Source organism: Shigella sp. FC1967, assembly GCF_001743005.1.
GTDB lineage: Bacteria > Pseudomonadota > Gammaproteobacteria > Enterobacterales > Enterobacteriaceae > Proteus.
Genome location: NZ_MIIZ01000884.1, coordinates 1 through 2,207, shown reverse-complemented (window position 1 = coordinate 2,207; position 2,207 = coordinate 1). Strand labels below are relative to the sequence as shown.

Here is a 2,207-nt window from a genome sequence, read left to right as displayed (position 1 = left end):
CGTTGTACGGTACTAAAAAGAAGTGATGATACCCGCTAGCTAAAATAAGCAATCAACTATTGCTTATAATTAAAAGCCCTAAATCTATTTATGATCTAGGGCTTTTATAATTATGTAGATATATCTTATAAAAAGATTTAGCTGTTTTATTGAAAATAACCTTCAATTAATTTTATTTTTTCAATATCTAATGTATTAGTATATTGATGTAATAATGTCCAAGCCTGAATATAATCATATTTAGCTTTCACTAAATCTTGTTGAGCACGGTATAATAATTCTTCAGCATTAAGAACATCGACCATTGTTCTCTGCCCACCAATATAGCTTTTTTTGAGTCGCATCTAATTGCAATTTAGCAGAGGAAACGGATTGCTCATAGGCATTCAATTTAATATGACTCGTTGTACATATTTGGTATTGATGACGTAATTCTTGCGTGATTTGCTGGATAATTGCATCTCTTTCAAAAGCACTCATTTGATACAATGCAGTAGACTGACGCATTGACGCTGTTGTTTTTCCACCATTAAATAAAGGTAAGCTGACATAAACGCCAACGTTCGCTGATTGATATTTTTGATTTACGGTATTATTGCTATCGGAATCACTATTAGAATAAGAAGCATAGAGTTGTACCGTTGGGGAAAAATTCACCTCTATTTTTTTTCCACTTCTTGTTTTGCTATTGCCATTTCATAACGAGCGGTTTGAATATTGAGGTTGTTTTTTCATCGCCTCATTTTCCCATGATTCATAATTATTGGGTGTGATAGGTTGTAATATAAAACTATTATTGCTTAATTTTGCTATATGTTCGGCATGAGGTAGTGGTGTACCAATCATTGAACTGAGTTTATTTTTAGCATTATCTAACTCAAGCTGGATATCTGTATATTGAGATTGAGTTAAATATAATCGCGTTTGGATCTCTGAAATATCTGTTTTTGTTCCTTCTCCTAATTCGAATAAACGCTGGCTTGATGTTAGCTGTTGTTTATAAATTTCTTGCTGTGAAAGATTTAATAATAATTTATCCTGTGCATAAGCCAATTCTATATAATTATCCACTAATCTGATTACTAACTCGGAAAATTTCACTTGATAACGGCTGTCAGATAATAATGTTTTGATTACTGATGATTTGTAATCACTAAATGCCGTGTAATCAAAGAGTGGTTGGCTAATAATGGCACTGACAGAATGGCTTTGATAATTTTGATATTCTGTTTTTCTTATTTCTCCTTTATTCGTATTAATCGGATAAACTTTTCGTTGCCAATTTCGAGGATTATTTTGATAGTTGACGTGCACGGTTGGGAGTAATTGAGATAATCCAATATTTTCATACTCTTTACCCGCAACTTGTTCTTTTATTGCAGCATTAAATGTAGGATCATTTTTTACTGCTAAGAAATAAAGATCAGACAAGCTGATCGCAATAGCATGAAAACTTAGCATCCATATAAATAAAATAGCAGAGAGTTTTTTTATTGGCATCATTATTCTTCCGTCAATGAAGTATGGATCCTATCTAAAACAGGTTTAAAGAGATAATTTAGTAATGAACGATCCCCTGTATTAATAAATACATCAACAGGCATTCCAGCTTTTAATTTGTTTTTATTATTGATAAGAACAGAATTATCTTTAACATTAATAAACACTTGATAATAAGGTTCTGTTGTTCTTTCATCAATAAGTCTATCTGCTGAAATTAATGTTACTTCTCCGGGAATTTTTGGGGTTGTATTTTGATTGAATGCACTAAACATTAAATCAACAGGAAGACCAGGGGTAACTTTATCAATAAGATGGGGCGCTAAACGTGCCTCAATAATTAATTGATGATCTTGAGGAACAACTTCCATTAGTGTTTGACCTGTTCTTACAACACCACCTTGAGTAAAAACAGATAAATCCATTACTATTCCTGAAATAGGTGCCGTAATTTGCATCTTTTTTAGTTTATCAATTTCAATGATAAGTTGTTTTTCTGTTTCACTTATTTGTAATTGAACTTGGTTAAGGTCAGTACGTGCCGATTGATAAAAATTAGCATTACGTTGCAATATTTTTTGTTGATATTCCAATTTTTGTTTTTCTAATGTACTTATTTGTCCATATGTATCATTAAGATGGTTATTATTTTCAGCGAGTTCACGCTCAATTTCTTGATAACGATGACGAGGAATATAACCTTCATT

The 2,207-nt window shown here is 31.7% G+C and carries 4 protein-coding genes; all 4 read right to left on the bottom strand.

The annotated features are described in order from the left end of the window. Window positions 1-146: 146 nt before the first annotated feature. Complete coding sequence (locus tag BHE89_RS26015; protein WP_286146196.1) at window positions 147-305, bottom strand: TolC family protein; 159 nt, start codon at window positions 303-305, stop codon at window positions 147-149. Then, window positions 289-657 carry a TolC family protein gene (locus tag BHE89_RS26010; protein ID WP_286146195.1) on the bottom strand — a complete coding sequence of 123 codons (369 nt, stop codon included), beginning with the start codon at window positions 655-657 and terminating at the stop codon, window positions 289-291. The genes BHE89_RS26015 and BHE89_RS26010 overlap by 17 nt, the downstream gene beginning before the upstream one ends. Before the next feature lie 39 nt (window positions 658-696). After that, on the bottom strand, window positions 697-1,503 hold the full coding sequence (locus BHE89_RS26005) for a TolC family protein (protein WP_286146194.1): 807 nt from the start codon (window positions 1,501-1,503) through the stop codon (window positions 697-699). Further along, window positions 1,503-2,207, bottom strand: a 705-nt coding sequence (locus tag BHE89_RS15195; RefSeq protein WP_128860605.1) for an HlyD family type I secretion periplasmic adaptor subunit, incomplete at its 5' end; no start/stop codon positions are given. The genes BHE89_RS15195 and BHE89_RS26005, both read right to left, overlap by 1 nt.

Excerpts from the sequence above, each read along its gene's own strand:
- BHE89_RS26015 (WP_286146196.1), bottom strand. The coding sequence starts at position 305 with ATGGTCGATGTTCTTAATGCTGAAGAATTATTATACCGTGCTCAACAA.
- BHE89_RS26005 (WP_286146194.1), bottom strand. The coding sequence starts at position 1,503 with ATGATGCCAATAAAAAAACTCTCTGCTATTTTATTTATATGGATGCTA.